At 68.7% G+C, this 26,681-nt stretch carries 19 protein-coding genes; 14 read left to right on the top strand and 5 right to left on the bottom strand.

The window, feature by feature from the left end; all coding sequences use genetic code 11:
• Positions 1-33: 33 nt before the first annotated feature.
• Positions 34-1,140 (bottom strand): cobalt-precorrin-5B (C(1))-methyltransferase, encoded by a 1,107-nt coding sequence (locus V7Q42_RS11290; RefSeq protein WP_442958189.1) that lies wholly within the window; start codon positions 1,138-1,140, stop codon positions 34-36.
• Positions 1,141-1,209: 69 nt separating this feature from the next.
• Between V7Q42_RS11290 and cobA the strand changes: the two genes are divergently transcribed.
• From cobA to V7Q42_RS11255, 7 genes are all read left to right on the top strand, one after another.
• A complete protein-coding gene (gene cobA / locus V7Q42_RS11285) occupies positions 1,210-2,001 on the top strand; it encodes a uroporphyrinogen-III C-methyltransferase (protein ID WP_333824161.1) in 792 nt (263 codons plus the stop codon).
• Positions 1,998-3,314, top strand: coding sequence for a cobyrinate a,c-diamide synthase (locus tag V7Q42_RS11280; protein ID WP_333824159.1), 1,317 nt, complete (start codon positions 1,998-2,000; stop codon positions 3,312-3,314). The genes cobA and V7Q42_RS11280 overlap by 4 nt, the downstream gene beginning before the upstream one ends.
• 119 nt (positions 3,315-3,433) lie before the next feature.
• A complete protein-coding gene (locus tag V7Q42_RS11275) occupies positions 3,434-3,859 on the top strand; it encodes a group III truncated hemoglobin (protein ID WP_333824157.1) in 426 nt (141 codons plus the stop codon).
• Between the two features lie 544 nt (positions 3,860-4,403).
• A complete protein-coding gene (locus V7Q42_RS11270; protein WP_333824156.1) occupies positions 4,404-4,928 on the top strand; it encodes a PAS domain-containing protein in 525 nt (174 codons plus the stop codon).
• Complete coding sequence (locus V7Q42_RS11265) at positions 4,903-6,516, top strand: methyl-accepting chemotaxis protein (RefSeq protein WP_333824155.1); 1,614 nt, start codon at positions 4,903-4,905, stop codon at positions 6,514-6,516. The genes V7Q42_RS11270 and V7Q42_RS11265 overlap by 26 nt, the downstream gene beginning before the upstream one ends.
• A gap of 137 nt (positions 6,517-6,653) precedes the next feature.
• On the top strand, positions 6,654-7,835 hold the full coding sequence (locus V7Q42_RS11260) for an efflux RND transporter periplasmic adaptor subunit (RefSeq protein ID WP_333824154.1): 1,182 nt from the start codon (positions 6,654-6,656) through the stop codon (positions 7,833-7,835).
• A 12-nt stretch (positions 7,836-7,847) separates the two neighbouring features.
• Positions 7,848-11,039 (top strand): efflux RND transporter permease subunit, encoded by a 3,192-nt coding sequence (locus V7Q42_RS11255; RefSeq protein WP_333824153.1) that lies wholly within the window; start codon positions 7,848-7,850, stop codon positions 11,037-11,039.
• A 96-nt stretch (positions 11,040-11,135) separates the two neighbouring features.
• On the opposite strand, the gene V7Q42_RS11250 is transcribed toward V7Q42_RS11255, so the two are convergent.
• Positions 11,136-11,723 (bottom strand): malonic semialdehyde reductase, encoded by a 588-nt coding sequence (locus V7Q42_RS11250; protein ID WP_333824152.1) that lies wholly within the window; start codon positions 11,721-11,723, stop codon positions 11,136-11,138.
• Between the two features lie 199 nt (positions 11,724-11,922).
• Entirely contained in the window at positions 11,923-15,306 is a 3,384-nt protein-coding gene (locus V7Q42_RS11245) for an EAL domain-containing protein (protein ID WP_333824151.1), read from the bottom strand.
• A gap of 401 nt (positions 15,307-15,707) precedes the next feature.
• Between V7Q42_RS11245 and V7Q42_RS11240 the strand changes: the two genes are divergently transcribed.
• Positions 15,708-17,066: a globin-coupled sensor protein gene (locus V7Q42_RS11240; RefSeq protein ID WP_333824150.1), complete on the top strand. Its 1,359-nt coding sequence runs from the start codon at positions 15,708-15,710 to the stop codon at positions 17,064-17,066.
• A 16-nt stretch (positions 17,067-17,082) separates the two neighbouring features.
• Here V7Q42_RS11240 and V7Q42_RS11235 read toward each other — a convergent pair whose 3' ends face one another.
• Positions 17,083-18,069 carry a zinc-dependent alcohol dehydrogenase family protein gene (locus tag V7Q42_RS11235; RefSeq protein ID WP_333824149.1) on the bottom strand — a complete coding sequence of 329 codons (987 nt, stop codon included), beginning with the start codon at positions 18,067-18,069 and terminating at the stop codon, positions 17,083-17,085.
• A gap of 175 nt (positions 18,070-18,244) precedes the next feature.
• Between V7Q42_RS11235 and V7Q42_RS11230 the strand changes: the two genes are divergently transcribed.
• Positions 18,245-19,315 (top strand): alkene reductase, encoded by a 1,071-nt coding sequence (locus tag V7Q42_RS11230; RefSeq protein WP_333824148.1) that lies wholly within the window; start codon positions 18,245-18,247, stop codon positions 19,313-19,315.
• Between the two features lie 242 nt (positions 19,316-19,557).
• Here the strand turns inward: V7Q42_RS11230 and ade are convergent, their stop codons facing one another.
• Positions 19,558-21,273 (bottom strand): adenine deaminase, encoded by a 1,716-nt coding sequence (gene ade / locus V7Q42_RS11225; protein ID WP_333824147.1) that lies wholly within the window; start codon positions 21,271-21,273, stop codon positions 19,558-19,560.
• A gap of 306 nt (positions 21,274-21,579) precedes the next feature.
• Here ade and V7Q42_RS11220 point away from each other — a divergent pair, with 306 nt between their 5' ends.
• From V7Q42_RS11220 to V7Q42_RS11200, 5 genes are all read left to right on the top strand, one after another.
• Positions 21,580-22,749 (top strand): ABC transporter substrate-binding protein, encoded by a 1,170-nt coding sequence (locus V7Q42_RS11220; protein ID WP_333824146.1) that lies wholly within the window; start codon positions 21,580-21,582, stop codon positions 22,747-22,749.
• A 418-nt stretch (positions 22,750-23,167) separates the two neighbouring features.
• Positions 23,168-24,103 (top strand): branched-chain amino acid ABC transporter permease, encoded by a 936-nt coding sequence (locus V7Q42_RS11215; protein ID WP_333824145.1) that lies wholly within the window; start codon positions 23,168-23,170, stop codon positions 24,101-24,103.
• On the top strand, positions 24,100-25,065 hold the full coding sequence (locus V7Q42_RS11210; RefSeq protein ID WP_333824144.1) for a branched-chain amino acid ABC transporter permease: 966 nt from the start codon (positions 24,100-24,102) through the stop codon (positions 25,063-25,065). The genes V7Q42_RS11215 and V7Q42_RS11210 overlap by 4 nt, the downstream gene beginning before the upstream one ends.
• Positions 25,062-25,814: an ABC transporter ATP-binding protein gene (locus V7Q42_RS11205; protein WP_333824143.1), complete on the top strand. Its 753-nt coding sequence runs from the start codon at positions 25,062-25,064 to the stop codon at positions 25,812-25,814. The genes V7Q42_RS11210 and V7Q42_RS11205 overlap by 4 nt, the downstream gene beginning before the upstream one ends.
• Positions 25,811-26,524, top strand: a complete 714-nt coding sequence (locus tag V7Q42_RS11200) for an ABC transporter ATP-binding protein (RefSeq protein WP_333824142.1) — start codon at positions 25,811-25,813, stop codon at positions 26,522-26,524. The genes V7Q42_RS11205 and V7Q42_RS11200 overlap by 4 nt, the downstream gene beginning before the upstream one ends.
• Positions 26,525-26,681: the final 157 nt, after the last annotated feature.

Raw genomic sequence — 26,681 nt, 5'->3', positions numbered from 1 at the left:
TCGCCTCCCTCTCCCGACCCGAACGCGATCCGGCTACATACCGACCGGTCGGAACCCTGTCGTCGCCACCAGCCCGCCGCGGCGATCGAACACCGCCACCTCGAGCGCGATCGGCGCGCCGTCGAGGAGCTTCGCCGCCGTTCGCCAGCCGGCCTCGGCGATCGGCGTGCCGAGATCGAAGCCGGTTTCGCGCGCGATCTCCAGCACTTCGAGCGCCGTGTTGGCTCCCCTCACCCGCGCGACCACATCCGCCGCCGCACCCGCCTGCGCCGCGATTTCAGCCAGGAAATCGTGATCGACCGACCCACGCTTGGAGTGGAGATCGGCGAGCCCCTGCGCCAGCTTGACCATCTTGCCGATGCCGCCGGCGACGGTCACCCGCTCGACCGGATGGCTGCGCAGGTACTTCGCCATACCGCCGACGAAGTCGCCCATGTCGATGAGCTGCACCTCGTCGAGGCGGTGGAGCGCCTGCACCGCGACCTCGCTCGTGTGGCCGGTCGACCCGGCGACGTGGGTGAACCCCATGGCGCGGGCGACGTCGATGCCGCGGTGGATCGAATGGATCCAGGCGGCGCAGGAGAAGGGCACGACGATGCCGGTCGTCCCCAGGATCGACAGGCCACCGAGGATGCCGAGGCGCGGGTTCAGCGTCTTCACCGCGATCTTCTCGCCGTTCGGGATCGAGATCTCGACCTCGACGTCCACCGCGGCCCCAGCGGCTTCCGCGACTTCGGCGAGGGCGCGGGCGATCATGGCGCGCGGCACGGGATTGATCGCCGGCTCGCCGACGGCGAGCGGCAGACCGGGACGGGTGATGGTGCCGACCCCGTCTCCGGCGCGAAAGACGACCCCCCTCCCCGCCGCAGCGCGGCGAACGGTCGCGACGACGAGCGCGCCGTGGGTGACGTCGGGGTCGTCGCCGGCGTCCTTGACCACGCCGGCGCGGGCGAAATCGGCACCGATTTCGGTGGTGGCCAGCGCGAAGCTCGGCCGTTCGCCGCCGGGAAGTGCGATCTCCACCGGATCGGGAAAGCCGCGCCCGAGAAGCGCGGAAAAGGCCGCCTTGGCCGCCGCCGTGGCGCAGGACCCGGTGGTCCAGCCGCGCCGCAGACGAGAATCCTTCGTATCTTCGATCAAGGAGGTGTCGTCTTTCATCGTGCGACTTGGTATCTGATCCGGGAAGGACGTCAACGGAGGGAATGCGCCATGATCGATCTCGGACCGCTCGGCCGGCACATGCCGACCTTCGAGCCGGGTTCCGTCTGGCTGGTGGGCGCCGGCCCCGGCGACCCCGGACTGCTCACCGCCCGCGCCATCCACGCGCTCGGCACCGCCGACGTGCTGGTCTACGACGCGCTCGTCTCGCCCGAGATCCTGGAGCTCGTCCGCAAGGATGCCGAACTCGAATTCGCCGGCAAGCGCGGCGGCAAACCCTCGGCCAAGCAGCGTGACATCACCGATCGTCTGATCGAACTCGCCCGCCAGGGCAAGCGCGTCCTGCGCCTCAAGGGCGGCGATCCCTTCGTCTTCGGCCGCGGCGGTGAAGAGGCGCTGGCGCTCCACGCCGCCGGCATCCCCTTCCAGGTGGTTTCGGGCATCACCTCCGGCCTCGGCGGCCTCGCCGCCGCCGGCATCCCGGCGACCACCCGCGACACCAACCAGGCCATCATCCTGATGACCGGCCACTACGCCATGCAGGGTCCGGAGGCGATCGACTGGGCCGCCTTCGCCCGCACCGGCGTGCCGCTCGTCCTCTACATGGCGATGAACAACCTCGCCGCCATCATCGCCGAGCTGATGCGCGCCGGCATGACCGCGGACACCCCCGTCGCCTTCGTCAACAAGGCGACGACGCCGGAGCAGCGGGTGCTGGTCTCGACCCTCGGAAACGCCGTCGCCGACGTCGCCAAGGCCGGCATCGAGGCGCCGGCGATCACCGTGATCGGCTCGATCGTGCCGGTGCGCGCCGCCCTCGGCTTCCCCGACGCCACCGTATGACCCCGGCGCGCGGCCTCCTCGTCGCGGCGCTGCGATCGTCGAGCGGCAAGACGACGGTGACGCTCGGCGCCCTCCGGGCGCTGAAGCGGCGCGGCCTCGCCGTCGCCGGGGCGAAATGCGGCCCCGACTACATCGATCCGGCCTTCCACGCCGCCGCGACCGGCCGGCCGAGCCTCAATCTCGACAGTTGGTCGATGCCCCCCGCCCTCCTCGCCCGGCTCGCCGGCGAGACCAGCGCCGGCGCCGATCTCCTTCTCGCCGAGGGGCTGATGGGTCTCTTCGACGGTGTGCCCGGCGAAGCGGGGCGGACGGGCTCGAGCGCCGATGTCGCCGCGACACTGGGGCTGCCGGTGGTGCTCGTCCACGACGTTTCCGGTCAGTCGCAGTCGGCGGCGGCGATCGTCGCAGGCGTGAAGGCCTATGCGCCCGATCTCGCCCTGGCCGGCGTGATCCTCAACCGCGTCGGCTCGGAGCGCCACACCCGGCTGGTGCGCGACGCCATCCGAGCCATCGGCGTCGACGTCCTCGGCGCGATCCCGCGGACGGGCGACATCGCCGTCCCCGAGCGCCACCTCGGTCTCGTCCAGGCGGCCGAAACGGACGGCCTCGAGGCGCTGCTCGAGCGCATGGCCGACCTCGTCGAGGCCCACGTCGATCTCGACCGGATGACGCGCGCGGCGCGACCGCTGCGCGCGCTCGACACGACCGGTGCGAAGCTCCTGCCGCCGCCGGGCCAGCGGATCGCCGTCGCCCGGGACGCCGCCTTCGGCTTCCTCTACCCTCATCTCCTCGCCGGGTGGCGCGCCGCCGGTGCGGATGTCGAGTTCTTCTCGCCGCTCGCCGACGAGGCGCCGAGCCCGCGCTGCGACGTCTGTTGGCTGCCCGGCGGCTATCCGGAACTCCATGCGGGACGGATCGCCGCCGCGTCGACCTTCCTCGACGGGCTGCGGCGGTTCGCAACGACGAAGCCGGTCCACGGCGAGTGCGGCGGCTACATGGTGCTCGGCCGCAGTCTCACCGATGCCGCCGGCGTGACCCACCCCATGACAGCCCTGCTCGACGTCGCGACATCCTTCGAGAAGCGCAAGATGAATCTCGGCTATCGGACGGCGGAAACGCTGTCGGAGGGGCCGCTCGGCCCGGCCGGCACACGGCTCCGCGGTCACGAGTTCCACTACGCCACCATCGTCGATCCCGGCACCGACGCCCCCTTCGGATTCGCCGGAGACGCCTACGGTTCGCCGCAGGTGCCGACCGGCAGCCGCCGCGGCCGCGTCTCCGGGACGTTCTTCCACGTCATCGCCCCGGTCTGACCGCGCAACCCGGTTCGCGTGGGACCGGGTGACCGTGGGTGACTGCGTGGTTCTACCGATTGCCTCCGGCTCCACCGACCTGCGAGCAATTCGGGACCGTTCCCAGACGAGGATGATCCATGGAGCGCGACCTCCTCACGCTCACCGTCGAACACGATCCGCACGAGATCGAGCCGGCGATCGAGCGCCTCGTGCGTCGCTTCTACGTGAAGGGCGACGCCGACGACCTGATCGGGCCGATCTTCCGCGCCATTCCGGCGCTCGACGAGCATCTCAAGGTGATCATCGATTTCTGGTCGCGCCAGTTGATCGGCTCCGACCGCTACATGGGGCGGCCCTTCCCGCCCCATTGGAAGCTCGAACTGACGCCCGAACATTTCGATCGCTGGATCGCCCTGTTCTCCGAGACCGCGCGAGAGGAATTGCCCGCCGACCTCGCCGACAAGGCGATCGAGAAGGCCGGACACATGTCGACGGCGTTCCAGGCGGCGATGTTCCCGCTGCGCGGTCCCGACGGGCGGCCGATGCGACTGCCGCGCGATTGACGCCGCTCCCAGACCGTGGCTCGCAACGCTCTCGGCCGACGGCGTACGCCCGCCCGACCAACGCCGGCCTGACCCGGACCCGCCTCACTGCGGCGCAAAAAAAGGCCGCCTGTGACGGCGGCCCAAGTCTAGGGAGGAAACGCCCAGAAGGGCCATGACGGGTGCCGCGAAGCACCGGCCACACATCGATTATGATGATGCGCCGCAAAAAATCAACGCAATTTTTTTCTTTTTGAAATTTTCGTGCCCATATTATTCGCACGTGCAGCGCCGGCCGCGCGACGCCGAGCCGACCTCGGATCGAAGTACGGAGGTCAACCACACATCCGCGACGACCCCGGCGGGGTACGCCGCCGGTCTTCACTTCGACGGCTCGTGCAATTCCGTCGACGTTTCCTTTCTCGTCATGTGTCCGGTCAAATATTACGCTACGTAACTTACCCGTATTCATCCGACGAAAAGAACGGAACGGTTTGTTAACGCTCCTGACACAAAACCTTTAGAAAGCAGACTTTCCTGCCGGACTCGAAGCGGGTGTTTCTCGATGGGTGCAATTGTTTCGCCTACGGATCGGGAAGTGACGTTCCGCCCCGAGGAGATCATCGTCTCCAAGACCGATCTCAAGGGGCGCATCACCTACGCGAACCGCACTTTTTCACAGGTCGCCGGCTACACGCGGGACGAATTGATGGGCAAACCCCATTCGATCATTCGTCATCCCGACATGCCGAGAGCGGTGTTCAAGCTCCTCTGGGACCAACTGGCCGAGAAGAAAGAAGTCTTCGCCTACGTCAAGAACATGACGCGGACCGGCGATTTCTATTGGGTCTTCGCCCATGTCACGCCGTCTTACGATGAGGCGCGCGAGGTCGTCGGCTACCACTCCAATCGCCGGGTGCCGGATCGCCGGGTGATCGAGGAGGTGATGGAGCCGGTCTATGCCGATCTCCTGCGGATCGAGGCCTCCCACGCCAACGCCAAGGACGGCCTGAAGGCTTCCTTCTCTCGTCTGATGGAAATCGTGAAATCGAAGGCGGCCAGCTATGACGAGCTCATCTTCGCGCTCTGAGGCGCTCCTCCCCGGCGCCCTGGCCCTGGCCGCGATCACCGCGACCGCGGCGGCCGTCTGGTTCGGCCAGACGATCACCGCCCTCACCCTGCTCGGCGTCGCCGGTCTCGCCGTCGGTTTCGCGACCTGGAACGCCTTGCGCATCGCCGCCGGCATCGACCGATCGATCGGCGTGGCGCGGGCGGTCGCCGCCGGCGATTTCGAGACCCGCGATCTGGTCTTCGATCAGGCCGGCATGATCGGCCGCCTCTCCGACGCGATCAACGACATGGCGGACCATCTCGACGCCTTCGTGCGCGAGTCGAGCGCCGCCATGGATGCCGTCCGTCACAATCGGTACTACCGCCGCATCCTGCCGCACGGCATGAACGGTGCCCTCTTGATGGCCTCCGACACGATCAACGAGGCCACCGACATGATCCAGGCGCGGATCGACGCCTTCAACGTCTCGACCTCGGACTTCGCCGAGACGATCAATTCGATCGTCGAGAGCCTGATCGACGGGTCGCGCGACATGGGCGACGCCGCCAGCCGGATGGAAACCGGCGCAGGCGCCACCGACGAACGTGCCGCCTCGGTCGGCCGCACGTCCGAGACGGCGTCCTCCGACGTCCAGGCGGTCGCCGACGCCGCCGCCGCGCTGACCTCCTCGGCCAAGGGCATCGGGACCGAGGTCGACCGCTCCGCCGTGATCGCCCGCACCGCCGTGGCGCGCGCCGAGGAGACCGGTCGGATCGTCTCCGGCCTGTCGGAGGCGGCGGAAAAGATCGGCGCGGTCATCGACCTCATCGATCAGATCGCCGCGCAGACCAACCTCCTGGCGCTCAACGCCACCATCGAGGCGGCGCGCGCCGGCGAGGCGGGACGCGGCTTCGCGGTCGTCGCCTCGGAAGTGAAGACGCTCGCCGAACAGACCGGCCGAGCGACCGGCGAGATCTCGCGCCACATCGGCGAGGTCCAGGCGGCGACCAGGGCGGCGGTCGATTCGATCCTCGGCATCGGCGGCACCATCGCCGAGATCGACGCCATCACCGGCGCCATGCGCAGTTCGATCGAAGCGCAGATCGCCGCGACCGACGACATCGCCCAGAACGTCGGTAACGCCTTCGAAGGCACCCGTACCGTCACCGGCGACATCCACGGCATCTCCGAGATCGCCCGCGAAACGGCGACGCTGGCCAGCGGCATCCGCCAACGCACCCATACGATCTCGTCCGAAGGCGATCGCCTCTCCGCGACGGTGAAGGAATTCCTGGTGACCCTGCGCCGCGGTCCGCTCGACCGCCGTGACGGGCGCGCCGAGCGGGTCGAAACCGGGCACCTCATCGAGGTGCGGTGCGACGGCCGCAGCGAACAGGCGACCTGTCTCGACGTCTCCTTGACCGGCGCCAAGGTCAAGACGATCGCCGGCGTCGCGGTCGGCGACAAGATGGAGTTGAGCGGCGAGAAGGGCATCTATTGTCCCTGTGTCGTCAAATGGGTCGGGGAGGAGGAGTTCGGTGTCGAATTCCTGGCGGCCGAATTGTCGGAGAAGGCGATCGCCCGATTGCGGCGGCTCGTCGGCGAGGCGACCGCGGCGGCGGCCTGACCGCGGCGGGCGACATGGTCGATCGTCACAGCATGACCCATCATTAAGGTGACGAGACACCGTTCCTCGTGCTGATATGGGCCGCGGCCGGATCGCGTCTCCGGCCGCGACTCGTTTTTCGCGCACCGAGGTTTCCCATGCGGCACCTGTTTCTTCCCGCCGTCTTCGCCGTCGCCTGCCTCGTCGCAGCGCAGGAGGCCGAGGCACAGGGCGCGCCCCCTGCCCCGCCGGTCACCGTCGCCAAGCCGGTGATCAAGGACGTCCAGGAGCACGTCGCCTTCACCGGGCGGTTCGACGCGACCCAGTCGGTCCAGGTGAAGTCGCGGGTGGCCGGATACCTCCAGAAGGTCGCCTTCACCGACGGCGCGACGGTGAAGAAGGGCGACCTGCTCTTCGCCATCGATCCGCGGCCCTATCAGGCGTCGGTCGATCAGGCGGCGGCCGCCGTCACCGTGTCGGAGACGACGCTCTCCTTCGCCAACGGGGACCTCGAGCGCGCCACTCAGTTGCAGAAGACCGGCAACATCACCGAACAGGTCTTCGATCAGCGCCGCCAGGCGGTGATCCAGGCGACCGCCAAGCTCGCCGGCGACCGCGCTGCGCTCGCCGCCGCCAAGCTCAATCTCGAGTTCACCCAGGTGAAGGCGCCGATCGACGGCCGCCTGTCGCGCACCCTGGTCTCCGAGGGCACGCTCGTAGCGGCCAACGACACGCTCCTGACCACCATCGTCGCCGCCGACCCGATCGACTTCTATTTCGACGTCGACGAGACCACCTTCCTCGCCTTCGAGCGCGCCGCGGCGAGCGGCGGCCCGAGCGCCTCGATCGTCGGCCTCGAGGGCGTCGTCGGCACCACCGACGAACCCGAGCCGAAGCGCAAGGCACGCGTCGACTTCTTCGACAACCGCGTCGATCAGGCCTCCGGCACCATGCGGGTGCGCGCCAAGGTCGCCAACGACGACCTGTTCCTCACCCCCGGCCTCTTCGGCAAGATCCGTGTGCCGCTCGGCGGCACCAAGAAGGGCATCCTGCTGCCCGACGAGGCGATCGCCTCCGATCAGACCCGCCGCATCGTCCACGTCGTCGCCGCGGACGGCTCGACCACTCAGAAGCCGGTGGTGCCGGGTCCCAAGATCGACGGCTGGCGGCTGATCCGCTCCGGTCTCGACGGCAGCGAGACGATCGCCGTCAACGGCATCGTGCGCATCCGGCCGGGCGTCAAGGTGACGCCGCAGATGGTGGCGCTGCCGCCGGTCGGACCGGCGATCCCGGCCCCGCCTCCACCCGCCGCGCCCGCCGCTCAGCCGCCGGCCAAGTGAGGACGCGACCCGATGCGCTTCGCTCACTTCTTCGTCCACCGGCCGATCTTCGCCTCGGTCCTGTCGATCCTGCTGATCCTCGTCGGCTCGATCGCCTTCCGCAATCTGCCGGTGTCGCAATATCCCGAGATCGCGCCGCCGACCATCGTGGTGCGCGCCAACTATCCCGGCGCCGACGCCGAAACGGTGGCGGCGACCGTGGCAACGCCGCTCGAGGAGCAGATCAACGGCGTCGAGGACATGCTCTACATGTCCTCCTACGCCTCCGCCGACGGCTCGATGGCGCTGACCATCACCTTCAAGCTCGGCACCGACCTCAACAAGGCGCAGGTTCTGGTTCAGAACCGCGTGTCGATCGCCATGCCGCGCCTGCCCTCGGCGGTGCAGTCGCTCGGCGTCACCACCAACAAGTCGTCGCCCGACATCATGATGGTCGTGGTGATGTACTCGCCCGACGGGTCGCTCGATCCGCTCTACGTGTCGAACTTCGCTCGCGCCAACGTCCGTGACCCGCTCCTGCGCCTCGACGGCGTCGGCGACGTGACGATCTTCGGCGAGCGTCTCTATTCGCTGCGCATCTGGCTCGATCCCGACAAGCTGGCGAGCCTGGGGCTGACCGCCGACGACGCCATCGCCGCGGTGCGCGCCCAGAACGTCCAGGTCTCCGGCGGCTCGATCGGCGGCCAGCCGGCGCCCAAGGACAACGCCTTCCAGTTCTCGGTGAAGACGCAAGGGCGCTTCCAGGACGCCCAGCAGTTCAACGAGGTGATCGTCCGCTCGACCGCCGACGGCCGCATCGTCCGCCTGAAGGACGTGGCGCGGGTCGAGATCGGCGCCCAGAGCTACGACAACCTCTCCTCCTTCGACGGCAAGTCGTCCGTCGGTATCGGCATCTTCCAGCGACCGGGCACAAATGCGCTCGCCGCCGCCAAGGAGATCCGCACCGCCATGGACGAGCTCGCCAAGAGCTTCCCGCAAGGCATCGCCTACGCCATCCCGTTCAACCCGACGGAATACATCCAGGCCTCGGTCGACGCCGTCTACCAGACGCTGTTCGAGGCGGTGATCCTGGTCGTCGTCGTCATCGTCGTCTTCCTGCAGAACTGGCGCACGGCGATCATCCCGCTCGCCACCATTCCGGTGTCGCTGATCGGCACCTTCGCGGTCCTCTCGGCGCTCGGCTATTCGCTCAACAATCTGACGCTCTTCGGTCTGGTGCTCGCCATCGGCATCGTCGTCGACGACGCGATCGTCGTGGTCGAGAACGTCGAGCGCAACATCGCCGACGGGCTGAAACCTCGCGACGCCACCCACCAGACCATGGACGAGGTCGGCACGGCGCTGATCGCCATCGCCCTGGTGCTCGCCGCCGTCTTCGTGCCGGCCGCCTTCATCCCCGGCATCACCGGCCAGTTCTATCGCCAGTTCGCCGTCACCATCGCGGTCGCCACGCTGATCTCGGCCTTCAACTCGCTGACCCTGTCGCCGGCGCTCGCGGCGCTGCTCCTCAAGGCTCACGACCCGGGCCACCGGCCGACGGGGGCGCTCGCCCGCTTCGGACGCTGGCTCTCCGACGGTTTCAACACCGCCTTCGACCGCATCGCCGACCGCTACGCCGCGACCGTCGGCTTCGTGCTGCGCTTCAAGCTGGTGGCGCTCGTCGTCTACGCCGGCATGATCGGCGCGACGGTGTGGCTCGCCAAGACGCTGCCGACCGGCTTCATCCCGGCGCAGGACCAGGGCTATGCGCTGGTCATCATCCAGCTCCCCGACGGCGCCTCGCTCACCCGGACGCAGGACGTGGTGGCCAAGGCCGGGCGGATCGTGCGCGACATCGACGGCGTCGCCCATACGGTCGAGATCGCCGGTCTCAACGCCGCCACCTTCACCCCCGCCTCCAACGGCGCCGTCCTGTTCGTGCCTTTCGCCCCCTTCGAAGAGCGGCTGAAGACGGGCAGGACCTCGAACGCGTTGGTCGGCGAGATCCTGAAGAGGCTCTCGCCGATCCAGGAGGCCTTCACCATCGCGGTGCCGCCGCCGCCGGTGCGCGGCCTGGGCAACCAGGGCGGCTTCAAACTGGAAATCCAGGAGAAGGATTCGGCCGACATGCACCGCATCCTCGGCCTCGCCTATCAGATGATGGGCATGGCGGCGCAGGATCCGGAACTGCGCGGCGTCTTCACCACCTTCACCGCCTCGACGCCGCAGGTCCGCGTCGACATCGACCGCACCAAGGCGCAGATGCTCAACGTGCCGGTCGAAGCCGTCTTCGCCGCTCTCCAGCAGAATTTCGGCACGGCCTACGTCAACGATTTCAATGCCTTCGGCCGCGTCTATCAGGTCCGCGCCCAGGCCGATCAGCGCTTCCGCATGACCAAGGAGGACCTCGCCCAGATCAAGGTGCGCTCGCAGACCGGCGCCCTGGTGCCACTCGGCACCCTGGTCGAGATCCGCGACGTCGCCGGCCCGGCGCTGATCCAGCGTTACAACATGTACACCGCCGTACCGCTCCAGGGTTCGGCGGCACCGGGCGTCTCCTCGGGCGTGGCGCTCGACAAGATGGAGGCGATCGCCCAGAAGGTGCTGCCGCAGGGCACCGGCTTCCAGTGGACCGAACTCGCCTTCCAGGAGAAGCTCGCCGGCGGCTCGACGATCTTCGTCTTCGCCCTGTCGGTGATCTTCGTCTTCCTGTTGCTGGCGGCTCAGTACGAGAGCTGGGCGCTGCCGCTCGCCATCGTCCTGATCGTGCCGATGAGCGTCATGTCGGCGCTCGCCGGCGTGATGATGCGCGGCATGGACAACAACATCCTGACCCAGGTCGGCCTCGTCGTCCTCGTCGGCCTCGCCGCCAAGAACGCCATCCTCATCGTCGAATTCGCCTCCCAGGGTGAGATCCAGAACCGCAACGGCCCGGTGGCGGCGGTGATCGAGGCGTGCCGCCTGCGGCTCCGGCCGATCCTGATGACCGCCTTCGCCTTCATCCTCGGCGTGTTGCCGCTGGTGATCGCACAAGGACCCGGCGCCGAGATGCGTCAGGCGCTCGGCACCGCCGTGTTCTACGGCATGATCGGCGTCACCTTCTTCGGCCTGTTCCTGACCCCGGTCTTCTACGTCGCCATCCGCAGGACCACCGGCTGGTTCCGCAGCCGGGCGAAGCGGGCGGCGGTGACGGCGAAGCGCGAGGCGGAGCACCCGGCGGGTTGAGCCGACTGACACCGCCCCGTCGTCGACGCTCCACGAACGAAAGAGCCGCCGAGGTCACCCTCGGCGGCTCTTTCGTTTCGGGCGGTGCGTCCGCCGTCACACGATCTTCGCCATCTCGGCGAAGTCGAGGCGCGGGCTGCGGGGGAAGAGCGCGGCCGGGTCGCCGCGGCCGATGTTGATCAGGAACACCGACTTGGCATCGCCTTCGGGGAAGAAGGCGGCATCGGCGGCGGCCGCGTCGAAGCCGCCCATCGGGCCGGTGTCGAGACCGACGGCGCGCAGCGCCAGGATGAGATAGGCCGCTTGCAGCGTCGCGTTCATCCGCGCCACCGCCTCCGCCCCCACCGGATCGCCGGCGAACCACGAGCGCGCGTCGGTGTGCGGGAAGAGCTTCGGCAGCAGATCGTAGAACTTCGGGTCGTAGGCGACGATCGCGGTGACCGGCGCGGCCATGGTCTTGTCGACGTTGCCCGGAGACAGGGTCGGCTTCAGCCGCGCCTTGGCCTCTGCGCTGCGCACGAAGACGACCCGCAGCGGCTGCGAATTGGCCGCCGTCGGTCCCATCTTGGCGAGATCGAGCGCGGCGACGAGATCGGCGTCGGCGACCGGCTCGGCCGACCAGCCGTTGTGGGTGCGGGCGTCGCGGAAGAGGAGATCGAGAGCGGCGGAGTCGAGACGGGACATGGGAACCTCGGGAAACGTGTCGAAGACGACGATGCGCCGGACGGATGTCGGACGGAAACTGCTCTACCCAACATGGAACGCAGGGAGATTCGGTTCAACCGCGGGAAAGGCCTGACGGGGTGTCGCTTCGGCGAACGCATCGTCGCCGTCCGGTGAACGGTGGCCCGCATGACCGCCGCCGCGAGCCCCGACGTCCGGATCAGGCCGTGCGCGCGCCGGCGCCGTCGACCTCGTCGTCGGTGAATTCCAGGAGCAGCGTCTCGAGCGGGATCGGCCGGGCGATGTGATAGCCCTGCGCCATGTCGAGGCCGATCGCGCGCAGGATCTCCAGGGTTTCGGCATCCTCGACGAATTCGGCGATGGTCACCGCACCGAGCTTGTGGCCGATGTCGTTGATGCTCTCGACGATCGCCCGATCGACCGGATTGTCCTTCATCTTGCGGACGAAGCCGCCGTCGATCTTCAGATAGTCGGTCGGGAAATTCTCGAGGTAGGCGAAGGACGAGACCCCGGCGCCGAAGTCGTCGAGCATGATGGCGTAGCCGGCGGCGCGCAACGCCGCGACGAGCTTCGCAGCGTTGGTCAGGTTGTTGATCAGCGAGGTCTCGGTGATCTCGAAGCGCAGCCGATGCGGCGGCAGCACCGAGCGCTCCAGTTCCGCCGCGAGGAAGTCGACGAGATCGGGATCTTCGAGCGAATTGGCCGACAGATTGATCGAAACCGTGAGGCGCGGCACGGCGAGGATGGCCCGGCCGTAGGTGTGCAACACGCGGCGGATGACCCAGCGATCGATCGACGCCATCAGGCCGTAGCGTTCCGCCGCGGGGATGAAGGCGCCGGGCGAGAGCAGCGCCCCGTCGTCGTCGCGCATGCGCACCAGCAGTTCGCAGTGGCGCTGCAGGTGGCCCGACGGCCTGAGATCGAGAATCTCCTGGGCGTGGACGACGAAGCGGTCGTCGTCGAGCGCGGCGCGAATACCGGCGGCGGTGTGGAGTTCGTGGTGATGGCGGCGGGCGTCGCCCTCCGAGGGATGATAGACCGAGACGCGGTTGCGCCCCGCCGCTTTCGCCGCGTAACAGGCGACGTCGGCGCGGCTCATCACGTCGGCGGCGAGCGGGATGTCGCCATCGATACGGGCGATGCCGATCGATGCGCCGACTTCGTAGACCCGATCCTGCCAGGCGAAGCGCACACGGCCGATCCGCTCGAGCAGACGTTCGGCGATGTTGCGGGCGTCCTCCTCGCCGCAATCGGCGAGAAGAATGCCGAACTCGTCGCCGCCGAGACGCGCGATCCGATCCTGCCGGCGCATCTGCTCGCGGATCACCCGACCGACCTCGCGCAGCAGGGCGTCGCCGGCGGCGTGCCCCGCCGTGTCGTTGACGATCTTGAAGCGGTCGAGATCGAGGAAGCACAGGGCGTGCCCGGCTTCGCTGTCGCCGGCCGCGGCACAGACCTCGGTGAGGACGGTTTCGAACGACGAGCGGTTGGGCAGACCGGTCAGCGCGTCCTGACGCGCCATCTGTGCCAGTTCCTTCTGCAGCGTCCGGGCGCGCGTCACGTCCTGGAACACCAGCACGGTGCCGAGAACCTCACCGGCCGGTGTCCTGACCGGCGAGGCCGAGGCCTTGACGTCGACACGAGCCCCACCGCGGCCGACGAGCAGGACGCCCTCGTCGCGCGAGACGCGGTCGAGCCGGGCGAGACATTGCGCCACCGTTCCTTCGATCGGGTGGTCGTTCCTCTCGTCGATCAGCCGGAAGACGATCTCGACCGGGCGCAGCAGTGCCGCCGACGCCGCCCAGCCGGTCAGTTGCTCGGCGATCGGGTTCATGAAGGTGACGCGTCCGCTGGCGTCGGTGCAGATCACGCCGTCGCCGATCGAGTGGAGCGTGATGCGCAGGCGCTCCTTCTCCTCCTGCAGGGCTTCGGTGAGCTTGCGATGTTCGGTGATGTCGGTGTGGGTGCCGACCATGCGCAGCGGCCGGCCGTCGACGTCGCGCGCGATGACCTTGCCGCGGTCGAGGATCCACAACCAGTGGCCGTCCTTGTGGCGCATGCGGAATTCGCTCTCGAACTGCTGGCTCTCACCGGTGAGATGCACCTGCTCCTGGTGGAGCAGTCGCGGCAGGTCGTGCGGATGGACGAGGGCGAGCCAAGCGTCGGATTCGGTGGAGATCTCCTCCGGTTCGTAACCGAGCATCCGCGCCCACATCGGCGAATAGAACGTCGTGCCGCGACCGTAGTCGTGATCCCACACGCCTTGGCCGGCGCTCTCGAGCGCGAAGTTCCAGCGGCTCTCGCTCTCTTCGAGCGCCTCTTCGGTCGCCTTGCGATCCGAGATGTCCTGCATCTGGGCGATCATGTAGAGCGGAGCGCCGCTCCTCTCGTCCCGGACCAACGACACCGCGATGAAGGTCCACATCGGCGTGCCGTTCTTGTGGAAAAACTGCTTCTCCAGCGAGTATTCGTCGATCTCGCCCGCCAGAAGCCGCTTCATCCGGTCGACCACCAGATCGCGGTCGTCGCCGCAGGTGAATTCCACCGGGGAGTGGCCGAGGAGGTCCTCCGGATCGTAGCCGAGGAACTCGCACAGCGAACGATTGACCGCATAGATCCGTCCGCAGGTGTCGAGCAGCACCATGCCGAAAGGCGAACGGTCCATGGCGACGCGGAAATGATGTTCGCTGGCGGCGAGGCGTTCGCGCTCACGCGCCAGTTCGTCGATGAGCAGGGCGATCGAGTAGGGCAGCAGCACCGCCCCCAACGACCATGCCCCGACCGACGCCCCCTGCCCGCCGCCGGGAACGGTGATGGTGAGGCCGAGGAGCGAGGCGCCGACGACCGAGACGACGGTCGCAGAGCCGAGTGCGGCGGTGGCGAAAGGGTTGAGGCGCACCGCGGCGATGATGACGGGGATCGCCATCAGCAGGTTGGGTTGGCCGATGCGGGTGACGGTGACGACGACGACGAGCGCCGCCACGACCGTGAGACCCACCGCTTCCAGGAGCGCCTGCCCTTCGAGGGTCTCGGCCAGACGTCGCCGCGTGACCGACGTCATGACCGGAAGCAGCAGCGCCGTGCCGAGCGCGTTGCCGACCCACCATGTCGTCCACACCGCATGCAGGTCGTGACCGAGGTACCAGTGGATCGCCGCCGCGCCGAGGACTCCGCTCAGTGCGGGTGCGATCCCGCCGACGAAGATGAGAGCGCCGAAGAAGATCGGAATCGAGCGGTCGAGCCGCCGTTCGCCCAACCAACGAAGCCCGAGAAGTGCGATCGAGACCTCGAGCGCGTCGACGCCGGCGAGGATGACCGCGAGTTCGAGCGGCGTGCCGAGCAGGATCGACGACAGCGTTCCCGCGCCCCAGATCCCGACGAGGGTTGCCGGTACCGGGATCCGCGGATCGCGCCAGAGCATCGCCACGGCGAAAGAGGTCGCCGGCCAGAACGCCGCGATCTCGCCCCAGCTGCGCGACATGCCGAGGCCGAGCGCCGCGAGCAGGAAGAAGCCGACGACCACCGCCGCCACCCGGATTTGGGACACGAGCCAGCCGTCCTTCTTGATTTCGCCGTCGCCCATACCATCCCCGTTTTCCGACCCTCAGCGGGCGCAAATCTTCGGTCGACTTTCGAGAATCATCCCTAAGATTCGGTGAAACCAGAATAGTTTGCACCGCTGCGGCGCCACGGGAAGTACGACCTGCGAAGCCGACGCGAGAGAAGACGCAGCAGCCGCTCCGATTTCTTCGCCGGCCACCGCGCCGTGATTGTGGGCGTCACAAAAACAAGCCGATCGCGAATTTCGATCCGACCGTCTTAACTTCGCGTTAATCACGTGAAACCAAGCTGAAACAATCTTGGGTCGAAGTGGATGTGTCGCGTTCAGATTACGTAACGTAATAGAAACAACGAAACAGGCTGCACCACTTCCGCCCGATCCCGTCCAGACGACCACCGATGGTACACCTTGGAAAGACGATCATGGCAGCGACCGACGAGATCAGACGCCGACTGGACTTCGCCCGCATCGACCGGGATACGCTCACCACGTTGCCGACCGTGTTCGACATCGTCTCACCGCATCTCGACGACATCCTGCGTCGCTTCTACGACCACATCCGACGCGAGCCGGAACTGGCGCGCCTCGTCGGCAACCGCTCGAAAGATCTCGCCGCCGCTCAGAGCCGGCACTGGTCGCGGGTGTTCTCCGGCCGCTTCGACGACGACTACGCCCGTTCGGTCCGCGCGATCGGCCTCGCCCATCACCGCATCGGCCTCGAACCACGCTGGTACATGGGTGGATACCAGTTCGTGCTCAACGAGCTGATCGCCCTTCTCGTCGCCGATTGCGGGCGTGACAAGGCGAGCCTGGTGAAGCGCACGACCGCGCTCACCAAAGCGGTGTTCCTCGACATGGATCTCGCCATCAGCGTCTATCAGGAGGTCCTGCTCGAAGAGCGCGCACGCCACGCCACCTTCGTCGAAGGTGCGATCGGCCGCTTCAAAGGCGCGACCGAGAACATCCTCGGCGAGGTCGGCGCCTGTTCGGGCAAGATGCTCGGCACGGCGAAGTCGCTCGCCGGGATCGCCTCCGACGCCGGAAATCAGGCGACCAGCGCCTCCGCGGCCGCGGAAGAGACCTCCACCATGGTGCAATCGGTGGCGAGCGCCGCGGAGGAGATGAGCGCCTCGATCGGCGAGATCGGCCGCCAGATCGGTGCCGCCACCGGCATCGTCGACCGCGCCAACGGCATGACGGCGCAGATGGCCCAGGCGATCGAAGCTCTCGCCCAGTCCGGGTCCCACATCGGCGCCGTCGTCGGGCTGATCCAGGCGATCGCCGGCCAGACCAACCTGCTCGCCCTCAACGCCACCATCGAAGCGGCACGCGCCGGTGAAGCCGGGCGCGGCTTCGCCGTCGTCGCCTCGGAGGTGAAGAACCTCGCCGGCCAGACCGCCAAGGCGACCGAAGAGATCTCCCGCCGCGTCGCCGACATCCAGGCGGGGACCGGCAAGGCGGTCGATGCGATCGACGAGATCGGCCGGATCATGCGCGAGATCGGTGGCGTCACCGCCTCCATCGCCGCCGCGATCGAGGAACAGGGAACGGTGACGCAGGACATCGCAGGCTCGGTCGCGCAGGCCGCCGACGGCACCGTCGTTCTCGCCCGCTCGGTCGCCGCCGTCGACACGGCGATCGGCGAGACCCGCCGCAACGCGGTCGACGTCGAAGCCGTCGCCAAGATCTTCGGCGATCGCACCACGACGCTGGCGGAGGCCGTCACGGTCTTCCTCGAGGCGTTGCGCCGCGGCCCCGAGAGCGAGCGCCGCACCGGCTGACCGGCGGCGCTCCGCTTCACGGCACCAGCACGGCGGCCCCGGCGAAGCGCCCGGCACGCAGATCGTCGAGGGCTTCGTTCGCCCGCTCGAGCGGGTAGACGTGGGTGGCGATATGCGGCCGCGCGTCCTTCGCCACGGCGAGGAAGTCGCGCGCATCGGCGCGCGTCAGGTTGGCGACCGACACCACCTCGCGCTCCTGCCAGAGAAGCGCATAGGGGAAGGCGGGGATGTCGCTCATGTGGATGCCGCCGCACACCACACGGCCCCCCTTCTTCACCACCCGCAGCGCCTCCGGCACCAACTCGCCGACCGGCGCGAAGATGATCGCCGCATCGAGCGCCTCCGGCGGCGTCGCCCCGGCGTCGCCGGCCCAGTCGCAGCCGAGCGACAGGGCGAAGGCCTGCGCGTCCGCGTCCCCCGGCCGGGTGAAGGCGAAGACGCGACGACCCTGGTGCTTCGCCACCTGGGCGACGATGTGGGCGGCGGCGCCGAAACCGTAGAGGCCGAGAACCCGCCCCTCCCCCGCCTTGACCAGCGAGCGCCAGCCGATGAGGCCGGCGCACATCAGCGGCGCGGCGGCGACGTCGTCGAGATCGAGATCGTCGAGCGGCACCGCGAATGCGGCGTCGGCGACCACATGGGTGGCGAACCCGCCGTCGCGATCCCAGCCGGTGAAGGCCGGTTCGTCGCACAGGTTCTCGGCGCCGCCGGCGCACCACGGGCAGGTGCCGCAGGTGTGGCCGAGCCAGGGAATGCCGACGCGCTGGCCCAGGGTGAGATCGGTGACGCCGGACCCGAGCCCGTCGACGTGGCCGACGATCTCGTGACCCGGCACCACCGAGGCGCGATGCGGCGGCAGGTCGCCGTCGACGACGTGGAGATCGGTGCGGCAGACCGCGCAGGCCGAGACCTTCACCCGGATCTCACCGGGACCGGGGACCGGATCGGGCCGCTCCTCGAGCACCAGAGGCGTTTTCGGTCGCCGCAGCACCATCGCACGCATGTCGCATCCTCCGATCGGTGAGCCCGGAGACTCTAGGGCGTCGAGGGCTTCGCGGACAGCCGGTGGATTGCGGAGCGGAGCCATGCGGTCCGCCTCTGGCGCGTCGGCGCCCCGCCGCCCATATTCGGCGTACCCCGCCGCACCGTCCGGCGCCCCCTCCGCTCGAGGATCCCCGATGCCGTCTCTGTTCGACCCGCTCGTCGCCGGCGAATTCGCCCTGCGCAACCGCATCGTCATGGCGCCGCTCACCCGCTGCCGCGCCGGCGCCGGTCGCGTGCCGACCGATCTCAACGTCGAATACTATGTCCAGCGCGCCGATGCCGGGATGATCCTGACCGAGGCGACGGCGGTGACGCCGAAGGGCGTCGGCTACCCCGATACGCCGGGCCTGTGGTCCGACGAACAGGTCGCCGGCTGGCGCAAGGTCACCGACGCGGTCCACGCGAAGGGCGGGCTGATCGTCGCCCAGCTCTGGCACGTCGGCCGCATCTCCGATCCGATCTACCTCGACGGTGATCAGCCGGTCGCCCCGAGCGCCGTGCAGCCGGCCGGCCATGTCACGCTGGTCCGGCCGAAGCGGCGGTTCGTGACGCCGCGAGCGCTGGCGATCGAGGAGATCCCCGGCATCGTCGCCGCCTACGCGCGCGGCGCGGCGAACGCGAAAGCCGCCGGCTTCGACGGCGTCGAGATCCACGCCGCCAACGGCTACCTGATCGACCAGTTCCTCCAGGACGAGACCAACCACCGGACCGACGCCTATGGCGGTTCGATCGAGAACCGGGCGCGCTTCCTGCTCGAGGTGACCGATGCGGTGATCGCCGTGTGGGGGTCGGGTCGGGTCGGCATCCATCTGGCGCCGCGCTGCGACGCCAACGATGCCGGGGACTCCAATCCGCGCGCCGTCTTCACCCACGTCGCCGAAGAACTGGCGAAGCGGAAGGTGGCGTTCCTGTTCCTGCGCGAGCGCATCGCCGACGACAGCCTTCTCCCCGAGATCAAGCGCATCTTCGGCGGCGTGGTGATCGCCAACGAGGGGCTGACGCGAGAGAGCGCCGAAGCGCTGCTCGACGCCGGCACCGCCGACGCCGCCGCCTGGGGCAAGGCCTTCATCGCCAACCCCGACCTCGTCGGACGCATCGCCACCGACGCCCCGCAGAACCCGCTCGACGTCGCCACCCTCTACGGCAACGACAACGGCCCGAAGGGCTACACCGACTATCCGGCGCTCGAACCGGCGGCGGGGTGACGGCGGCGGTCGATCGGCGGCGGATGCGCGTCGGCCGACAGGCTCGGTGCGCGATGCTTCGAGACGGGCCCCTCGCGGGGCGCTCCTCAGCATGAGGTGTTTGTTTTTTCCGGAAAACCAAGAAGCGCCTCATGCTGAGGAGCGCCGAAGGCGCGTCTCGAAGCATCGCGCACGGAGGTCGACCCGGTCCGTCACCTCCACCGGCGCAACTCACCTTCGGCTCGTCGCCCCCCACCTTCCCCTCACCCGTCGATCAGCTCGAAGCGATCGACGTCGACGAGACCCTTGTCGGTGACCTTGAGGTGGGGGATCACCGGCAGCGGCAGGAAGGCCATCTGCAGGAACGGCTCGGTCAGCGTCACTCCGAGACCCTTGGCCGCGGCACGCAGCGGCACCAGTTGGTCGTGCACCGTCTCGTGTGACCCGAGGCTCATCAGCCCGGCCGACGCCAGTGGCAGTTCCGCGACCACCCGCCCGCCCTCGACGACGACGAAGCCGCCCTCGATCTCGGCCATGCGATTGACCGCCGTCGCCATGTCGGCGTCCGAGGCGCCGCACACGGTGATGTTGTGGCTGTCGTGGCCGACGGAAGCGGCGATGGCGCCGCGCTTCAGACCGAAGCCTTGCGTGAAGGCCCGGCCGATGCCGCCGCCACGGCCGTGGCGCTCGACCACCGCGATCTTTATGACGTCCTGATCGAGATCGACCCGGCGCTCGCCGTTCGCGTAAGGCAGGGACAGGTCGCGCCGCTCGGTGACGATGCGGCCGGGAACGATGCCGATCACCGGCGTCGACGGCCCCGCGCCCGGCGAACGGAAGTCGCCCGCCGCCACCTGCGGCGCGTGGATCGAGTGCCGACCGATCGGCTCGATCCGCCGCCGCGCGGCGAACAGCGCCTCGTCGACCGGCCGTCCGGCGGCGATCACCTGCGCCACCCGGCAATCGTCGAAATCGTCGAGGAGCACGAGATCGGCGCGCCAGCCCGGCGCCACCATGCCGCGATCGTGCAGGCGGAAGGCGCGGGCCGCCGACCACGAGGCGGCACGATAGGCGGCGAGCGGCGGCACACCGAGGCGGATGGCGGTGCGGATCACGAAGTCGAGGTGACCCTCCTCGGCGATGTCGAGCGGATTGCGGTCGTCGGTGCAGAAGGCCATGAACGGGCTCGTCCGCTCGGTCAGCACCGGCGCCAAGAGGTGCAGGTCCTTCGACACCGATCCCTCGCGGATCAGCACCGTCATGCCCTTGCGGATCTTCTCCAGCGCCTCTTCGCGCGTCGTCGCCTCGTGGTCGGTGCGGATGCCGGCAGCGAGATAGCCGTTGAGGTCGTAACCGCGCATCAGCGGCGCATGGCCGTCGATGTGGCGCCCGGCGAAGGCCGCGAGCTTGGCCATGCAGCCGGGATCGTGGGCGAAGACGCCGGGGAAGTTCATGAACTCGGCGAGGCCGAGCACCTTCGGGTGATCGGCATAGGCGAGGAGGTCTTCGGCCGTCAGCCGGGCGCCGGCCGTCTCCAGATGGTCGGTCGCCGGCACGCAGCTCGACAGCATGACGCGCAGATCGACCACCGTCGTCTCGGCCGAGGCGAGGAAGAAGTCGAAGGCGGCGCGGCCGAGCACGTTGGCGATCTCGTGCGGGTCGCAGATCGCGGTGGTGACGCCGTGCGGAACGACGCAGCGGTCGAACTCCTGCGGCGTGAGCAGCGAACTTTCGACGTGGAGATGACTGTCGACGAAACCGGGGACGATCACCTTGCCGCGGGCATCGATCTCGCGCACTCCGCGATAGTCGCCGAAGGTGCCGACGATGCGATCACCGGAGATCGCCACGTCGGAGGCGGCGAGTTCGCCGGTGACGATGTCGAGGAAGCGACCGCCCTTCAGCACCAGATCGGCGGCTGCAACCCCGCGCCCCTGATCGACGGCGCGTGCGATGACGTCTTCGATGCGGCTGGCCATCCTTCGCGACTCCTCGGAGCGCCCCCTCTCAGGATACATACGTAGGGCGCGGCGAGCCAGACGGTCGCGACGACCGGTCTCGCCGGACGCGAACGATCGCCGGCCGCTCCCCGGTACAATTCGCCGAAACCTCTCTATAAAGGGGTCGGTGCGCGATCCCGCCGGGTCCGCGATCGGCGAGAGAGACGCGTGTCTCCTCGCCGGCGGGACGACCGGCCGTGGCAGCGCCGGCGCCGATCCCCTCGGCGCACAGGGAGATCCTCACGTGGCCGCTCGGTCGCGACGACGAAGAAGAAGGTGAGATCGATGCTTCATTCGACCCGTATGGCCGCGTTCGCGGCGACCCTCCTCGCCACGACCGCGGTGGCCTCGGCCGATCCGATCAAGGTCGGCTTCGTCGCGACGCTCTCCGGCCCGCCGGCGGCTCTCGGCGTGCACATGCGCGACGGTTTCCAACTGGCGGTGAAGGAACTGGGCGGCAAGCTCGGCGGGCAGGAGACCGAGGTCATCGTCGTCGACGACGAGTTGAAGCCCGACGTCGCCGTCACCAAGGTCAAGGCGCTTCTGGAGCGCGACAAGGTTGACGTCGTCGCCGGCGTCGTCTTCTCTAACGTCATGATGGCGATCGCCAAGCCGGTGTTCGAAGCCGAGACGCCGCTGATCTCCGGCAACGCCGGCCCCTCGCCGCTCGCCGGCAAGGGCTGCTCGCCCTACTTCTATTCCGCCTCCTACCAGAACGACCAGAACCACGAGACCATGGGCGCCTACGCCCAGTCGAAGGGCTACAAGAAGGTCGTCCTGATGACGCCGAACTATCAGGCCGGCAAGGACTCGATGGCGGGCTTCAAGCGCGCCTTCAAGGGCGAGGTTCTCGACGAGATCTTCGTGCCGCTGAACCAGCTCGACTTCTCCGCCGAACTGACCAAGATCGCCGCGGCCGGCCCCGATGCGGTCTTCACCTTCATGCCCGGCGGCATGGGTGTGAACCTGGTCAAGCAGTGGAACCAGGCCGGTCTCGCCGGCAAGATCCCCTTCCTCTCCGCCTTCACCGTCGACGAGACCACCCTGCCGGCGACCAAGGACGCCGCGGTCGGTCTGCTTTCCGGCGCGGAATGGGCGCCGAACCTCGACACGCCCGAGAACAAGGCCTTCGTCGCCGCCTACGAGAAGGAATACGGCACGGTGCCGTCGCTCTACGCGGCGCAGGGCTACGACGCGGCCAAGCTGATCGACGGCGCGCTCAAGGCCACCGGCGGCAAGACCTCCGACAAGGCCGCGTTCCGCAAGGCGCTGCTCTCCGCCCCGTTCAAGTCGGTGCGCGGCGGCTTCTCCTTCTCGCCCAACGGCTTCCCCGTCCAGGACTTCTACGTCGTGCAGGCGGTCAAACGCGCCGACGGCAAGTACGCCACCGAGATCGTCTCCAAGGTCTTCGACAAAGCCGGCGACGCCTACGGGACGGAATGCCCGCTGAAGTGAGAATGATCCTCCTTCCCTCCCTCCTCGCGGGGGAGGGTCAGGGAGGGGGGCCCACTCCACGCGTGAGGGCGTCGGACGCGCCGAGCCCCCCCCGACCCGGCTTCGCTTGGCCGCTTCCCCGCGAGGGGCAGAAGAACCCCGAGCGGGCCTGCGACGAGGACGAGAGACCTCTGACGATCGCGCCAGAGGATGCATGCCCCCTCCGCCGTCATCCCCGGCGAGCAAAGCGAGGGAAGGGGATCCAGGAGGGCGCCGCCGCGACGCACCGTTTCGGCGAGACTCGAACCGCCACCCTGGATCCCCTTCCCCTCCGCTACGCTACGGCCGGAGATGACGGTCGAATTCGATCGCCGACACCACGGGTCCCGAAGGACGGGCTGCGGCGTCGCTCGATTCACACACCAACTTCACCGATCCGATGTCCGTCACCCTTCTCCTCGTCCAGATCCTCAACGGCCTGCAGTTCGGCGTGATCCTGTTTCTGGTCGCCGCCGGGCTGACGCTGGTGTTCGGGGTGATGGACTTCGTCAACCTCGCCCACGGCGTCCAATACATGATCGGCGCCTATCTGACGGCGACCGCCGTGGCGGCGACCGGCAGCTTCGGCCTCGGCCTGCTCATCGGCCTCGCCGCGGCGCTGGGGCTGGGATTGGTGATGGAATTCGTGCTCTTCCGCCATCTGACCCGGCGCGACCATCTCGAACAGGTACTCGCCACTTTCGGCGTCATCCTGGTGGCGACCGACGGGGTGAAGATGATCTTCGGCCCGGCGCCGATCGCCCTTTCGGTGCCCGAGGCCTTCTCCGGCTCGATCGCGCTGATGCCGGGGTTGCTCTACCCGGTGTGGCGGTTGGTCGTCATCGCGAGCGGCCTCTTCGTCGCCTTCCTCCTGTGGTTCCTGATCACCCGGACGCGCATCGGCATGCTGGTGCGCGCCGGCTCGACCCATCCCGAGATGGTCTCGGCGCTCGGCGTCGACATCGACCGGCTGTTTCTCTTCGTCTTCGCCTTCGGCGCCATGCTCGCCGGCTTCTCCGGCGCCATGGCCGGACCGATCCTGTCGGTCGAGCCGCACATGGGCGACACGGTGCTGATCCTCGCCTTCGTCGTCATCGTCATCGGCGGCATCGGTTCGGTGCGCGGCGCGCTCGTCGCTTCGCTGATCGTCGGCCTCGTCGACACACTCGGCCGCGCCTTCGCCACCGACCTGCTGCGTCTCGTCGTCGACCGCTCGTCGGCGGCGCAGGCCGGACCGGCGATCGCCTCGATGGCGATCTACCTGTTCATGGCCGCCGTGCTGATCTTCAAACCCTCCGGGCTCTTCACCGGCGAACGGGCGACGTGGACGAAATGACGTCTCCCGCACCCCGCTCCCTCCCCGCCCGCCTCGTCGCGCTCCTCACCCATCCGGTGACGGCGATCGCGGCGATCGCCCTCGTCGTCGCGGCCGGCCAGATCCTCGATCAGGGCTTCTGGGTGACGCTGGCGACGCGCGCCGCCATCCTCGGCCTCGCCGCCCTCTCCCTCGGCTTCATCCTCGGCCAGGGCGGCCTCGTCAGCTTCGGCCACGCCGCGCCCTTCGGCATCGGCGCCTACGTGGTGTTAATCGCCGGCGAAGCGGGCGTCCGCGACGTCCTCGTCCTCCTGCCGCTCGCCTTCCTCGGCAGCGCCCTCTTCGCCCTGCCGACCGGCGCCCTGGCGCTCAGGACCCGCGGCGTCTACTTCATCATGATCACCCTCGCCTTCGCCCAGATGGGATATTTCGTCTTCTCGGCGCTCTCGGCCTACGGCGGCGACGACGGCATGAGCATCGCCGGCCGCGCCACGCTCCTCGGCGCCCGCGTCTTCCGCAGCGACGGGGCGCTCGCCTGGCTCTCGATCGCCGTCCTCGCCGCCGCCTCGCTGTTCCTCCATCGAACGGTCGGCGCCCGCTTCGGCCACGTGCTGCGCGCCGCCCGCGACAACGAGGCGCGCACCGCGGCGCTCGGCTTCTCGGTGTTCCGCACCCGCCTCGCCGCCACCATGATCGCCGCCGGCATCGCCGGCCTCGCCGGCGCGCTGATGGCCGAGCAGACCGGCTTCGTCTCGCCGTCGCTGATGAACTGGCATCGCTCGGGCGAACTCATCGTCATGGTCGTACTCGGCGGCTCGCGCCGGCTCTCCGGGGCGGTCCTCGGCGCGATCGTCGTGGTGCTGGTCGAGGAATTCCTCGGCGAGGCGACCGAATATTGGAAGTTCGGACTCGGGCTCCTCATCCTGGCGGTCGTCGCGACCCGCGTCGTCGACCTGCCGCGGCTCCTCGGGAGGCGCGCATGAGCGAACCGATCCTGCGTCTCGACGACATCCAGAAACGCTACGGCGCCCTCATCGTCTCCGACCACGTGTCGTTCAGCGTCGGTGCGAAAGAGATCCACGCCCTGATCGGCCCCAACGGCGCCGGCAAGTCGACGCTGGTCGGCCAGATCGCCGGGTCGATCCGCCCCGACGCCGGCCGGGTGGTCTTCGACGGGCGCGACGTCACCGGCCTCCCCGTCGCCCGCCGCGCTCGTCTCGGCCTCGCCCGCGTCTTCCAGACGTCGAACGTCATCGCCGGCTTCAGCGCGCTCGACAACGTCGTTCTCGCCGCGGCGGCGACCGACGGCACCTCGTTCCGCTTCATCCGCCCGCTCGCCGGCGAACGGCGTCTCAGGGAGCGCGCCGCGGCGTCGCTGGAGCGGGTCGGCCTCGCCGGGCGCGAGACGATCCTCGCCGGGGCGCTGGCGCACGGCGAGAAGCGGGCGCTCGAACTCGCCATGGGCCTCGTCCAGGAGCCGAAGTTCCTGCTCCTCGACGAGCCGATGGCCGGCACCGGCCGCGAGGAGACCGAACGGCTCACCGAGCTTCTCGCCTCGCTCGACGGCAAGATCCCGATGCTGATCGTCGAGCACGACATGGCGACGGTGTTCCGCCTCGCCCACCGCATCACCGTGCTGATCGGCGGTGCGGTGGCGATCACCGGCACGGCCGACGAGATCCGCGCCGACCGCCAAGTGCGCAGCGCCTATCTCGGCGAGGAGGCGCCATGACCGGATCGTCCCCTCTCGTCGCCCTCGAGGCCGTCGACGCCGGTTACGGCGAGGCGCGGGTGCTGTTCGCCCTCTCGCTCGCCGTCGGCGCCGGCGAGGTGGTCACCCTCATGGGCCGCAACGGCATGGGCAAGTCGACCACCATCAAGACGCTCTTCGGTCTGGTCGTGCCGACCGCCGGCCGGGTGATCGTGCGCGGCCGCGACATGACCGGCCGACCGCCCCACGCCATCGCCCGCGAGGGGCTGGGGCTGGTGCCGGAGGGCCGGCAGATCTTCACCCGCCTCACCGTCGACGAGAACCTCACCGCCACCGCCTCCACGGCGCGCGGCGCCACCTGGACGCTCGAAACCGTCCATCGCCTCTTCCCGCGGCTCGCCGAACGGCGGCGCAATCTCGGCGACGAACTCTCCGGCGGCGAACAGCAGATGCTGGCGATCGGCCGGGCGCTGATGACCAATCCCGACCTTCTCGTTCTCGACGAAGCGACCGAGGGCCTCGCCCCGGTGCTGCGCGACGAGATCTGGACGGCACTCGCGGCCCTGAAGCGTGAGGGGCTGGCGATCCTGGTGGTCGACAAGCATCTCGAAGCCTCGATGCGCCTCTCCGATCGCCATGTGGTGATGGAGAAGGGCCGGATCGTCTGGCAGGGCGCCTCCGCCGAACTCGCCCACGACCGCAGCCTCGCCTCCCGCCATCTGGAATTGTGATACCATCGGTCATCGAACATGACCGATGGTATTCCTGACGCGAATTTCTCATGCCCCGGATGCAAGTGAGAAATTCGCGTGTTTTCAGAGGCCGGGTGCGTCAGCACCTTCGGCCTTTGGTATGAGTCACGATCGGCGAGGATCCTCCTCCCCCATC

Origin of the sequence: Pinisolibacter sp. (assembly GCF_036782435.1) — a bacterium.
Taxonomy (GTDB): domain Bacteria; phylum Pseudomonadota; class Alphaproteobacteria; order Rhizobiales; family Ancalomicrobiaceae; genus CALBKH01.
The sequence above is the reverse complement of the archived record's forward strand: the minus strand, read 5'-3'. Positions and strand labels throughout refer to the sequence as shown.

Excerpts from the sequence above, each read along its gene's own strand:
- V7Q42_RS11250 (WP_333824152.1), bottom strand. The coding sequence starts at position 11,723 with ATGTCCCGTCTCGACTCCGCCGCTCTCGATCTCCTCTTCCGCGACGCC.
- V7Q42_RS11265 (WP_333824155.1), top strand. The coding sequence starts at position 4,903 with ATGACGAGCTCATCTTCGCGCTCTGAGGCGCTCCTCCCCGGCGCCCTG.
- V7Q42_RS11235 (WP_333824149.1), bottom strand. The coding sequence starts at position 18,069 with ATGCGTGCGATGGTGCTGCGGCGACCGAAAACGCCTCTGGTGCTCGAG.
- V7Q42_RS11245 (WP_333824151.1), bottom strand. The coding sequence starts at position 15,306 with ATGGGCGACGGCGAAATCAAGAAGGACGGCTGGCTCGTGTCCCAAATC.
- V7Q42_RS11255 (WP_333824153.1), top strand. The coding sequence starts at position 7,848 with ATGCGCTTCGCTCACTTCTTCGTCCACCGGCCGATCTTCGCCTCGGTC.
- V7Q42_RS11280 (WP_333824159.1), top strand. The coding sequence starts at position 1,998 with ATGACCCCGGCGCGCGGCCTCCTCGTCGCGGCGCTGCGATCGTCGAGC.
- V7Q42_RS11275 (WP_333824157.1), top strand. The coding sequence starts at position 3,434 with ATGGAGCGCGACCTCCTCACGCTCACCGTCGAACACGATCCGCACGAG.
- ade (WP_333824147.1), bottom strand. The coding sequence starts at position 21,273 with ATGGCCAGCCGCATCGAAGACGTCATCGCACGCGCCGTCGATCAGGGG.
- V7Q42_RS11210 (WP_333824144.1), top strand. The coding sequence starts at position 24,100 with ATGACGTCTCCCGCACCCCGCTCCCTCCCCGCCCGCCTCGTCGCGCTC.
- V7Q42_RS11220 (WP_333824146.1), top strand. The coding sequence starts at position 21,580 with ATGCTTCATTCGACCCGTATGGCCGCGTTCGCGGCGACCCTCCTCGCC.
- V7Q42_RS11205 (WP_333824143.1), top strand. The coding sequence starts at position 25,062 with ATGAGCGAACCGATCCTGCGTCTCGACGACATCCAGAAACGCTACGGC.
- V7Q42_RS11200 (WP_333824142.1), top strand. The coding sequence starts at position 25,811 with ATGACCGGATCGTCCCCTCTCGTCGCCCTCGAGGCCGTCGACGCCGGT.
- V7Q42_RS11230 (WP_333824148.1), top strand. The coding sequence starts at position 18,245 with ATGCCGTCTCTGTTCGACCCGCTCGTCGCCGGCGAATTCGCCCTGCGC.
- V7Q42_RS11270 (WP_333824156.1), top strand. The coding sequence starts at position 4,404 with ATGGGTGCAATTGTTTCGCCTACGGATCGGGAAGTGACGTTCCGCCCC.
- V7Q42_RS11240 (WP_333824150.1), top strand. The coding sequence starts at position 15,708 with ATGGCAGCGACCGACGAGATCAGACGCCGACTGGACTTCGCCCGCATC.
- V7Q42_RS11215 (WP_333824145.1), top strand. The coding sequence starts at position 23,168 with ATGTCCGTCACCCTTCTCCTCGTCCAGATCCTCAACGGCCTGCAGTTC.
- cobA (WP_333824161.1), top strand. The coding sequence starts at position 1,210 with ATGATCGATCTCGGACCGCTCGGCCGGCACATGCCGACCTTCGAGCCG.
- V7Q42_RS11260 (WP_333824154.1), top strand. The coding sequence starts at position 6,654 with ATGCGGCACCTGTTTCTTCCCGCCGTCTTCGCCGTCGCCTGCCTCGTC.